At 69.3% G+C, this 1322-nt stretch carries 1 protein-coding gene and 1 pseudogene; both read left to right on the plus strand.

All coding sequences use genetic code 11. The features are described 5' to 3' along the window. Positions 1-301: pseudogene (locus ACFYQA_RS39525) on the plus strand (hypothetical protein); the annotation flags it as partial. A gap of 73 nt (positions 302-374) precedes the next feature. Further along, entirely contained in the window at positions 375-1208 is an 834-nt protein-coding gene (locus tag ACFYQA_RS39530) for a transposase family protein (RefSeq protein ID WP_388928688.1), read from the plus strand. The last annotated feature ends 114 nt before the right edge of the window (positions 1209-1322 follow it).

Raw genomic sequence — 1322 nt, forward strand, 5'->3', positions numbered from 1 at the left:
GCCGGAGCCGGAGCCGGAGCCGGAGCCGGTTGCTGTGACGGTGGGCCAGGGTGCGGGCGGGATGCGGGTGGTGCCCGATCGCGTCGAGGGGATGGGGCTGGAGGCCCTGACCTCGGAGTACCGCCGGATCATGGAGACCGTGGCGGGGGCGGACGGTCCGGTGATGGCCAAGGACGTCGCCCTCACGCTGGGCCGGGAGACGACCCCGGCGAAGATCGAGCCGGTCCGGGGCCGGCTGCGTAAACTCTCCGACCGTGGCTGGCTTGTCCGCACCGCATCGGGCCGCTACCGACCACGCTGACCAGCGGTGCTGACGGCCGGACGGGCCGATTTCTGCCGTAACGCGAGAGCCCCCGGCGGGAGTTGGTAGATGTGTGACCAAAAACCAGCCCGCCGAGGACGCTCAGGAAGTTGTTTACCAGGTCCGCCTCCCGCTGTCGAAGCGGACCATCAGCCTCGTCGCCGACCTGATACGCCAGCGCCGGAACCAGATGCGCTCGCCCTGGCGCAAGGCCGAACCCGGCCGGCAGGCCGTCATCGTGCTCGCCGTCCTGCGCCACGACCAGCGTCTGGCCGACGTGGCCGGCGGCAACGGTGTCGGGGAGTCCACCGTCCGCCGCTGGGTGAAGGAAGTCGTGAAGCTGCTGGCCGCCCGGTCCCCGCGCCTGGACCGGGCGTTGAAGAAGATCGCCCGCAGCGGCGGGGTCGTGGTCCTCCTCGATGGCACCCTGATCCGCACCCACCGCCGCACCGGGAAGGACGACCGGAAGAACTACTCAGGCAAGCACAAGGCCCATGGCCTGCTGTTCCTCGCGCTGACCGACGAGAAGGGCAACCTGATCTGGATCTCCGCGGCCAAGCCCGGCCGGTCCAGCGAGATCACCACCGCCCGCCACAACAAGATCACCGAACACCTGCGGGAAGCCGGCCTCGGCGCCCTGGCCGACCTCGGCTTCGTCGGCCTCGACGACAAACCCGATGACGACCCGGTGATCATCACCGGCCGCAAGGCCACCCGCAACCACCAGCTGACCGCTGCCGAGAAGGAGACGAACCGCCTGGTCAGCCGCGAACGCGCCGCCAACGAACACGGCTTCGCGAACCTCAAGTCATGGCGGACCCTGACCAAGCTGCGCACCGACACCCGGCAGGCCACCACACTCCTGCGAGCCCTGCTCGTCCTGGCGAACAGCGAAGTACAGCGGTGACGAGACGGGCGGACGATCTAGCCCCGACGATCATGCCGCCTACCAGCGTGAGGACCTCACCGGTGGATCACGCCAGCCTCACTGAACTGCGGAAACGAGCTTGGCGCAGCCTCA

The organism is Streptomyces sp. NPDC005774 (assembly GCF_042871645.1).
Taxonomy (GTDB): Bacteria; Actinomycetota; Actinomycetes; order Streptomycetales; family Streptomycetaceae; genus Streptomyces; species Streptomyces pratens.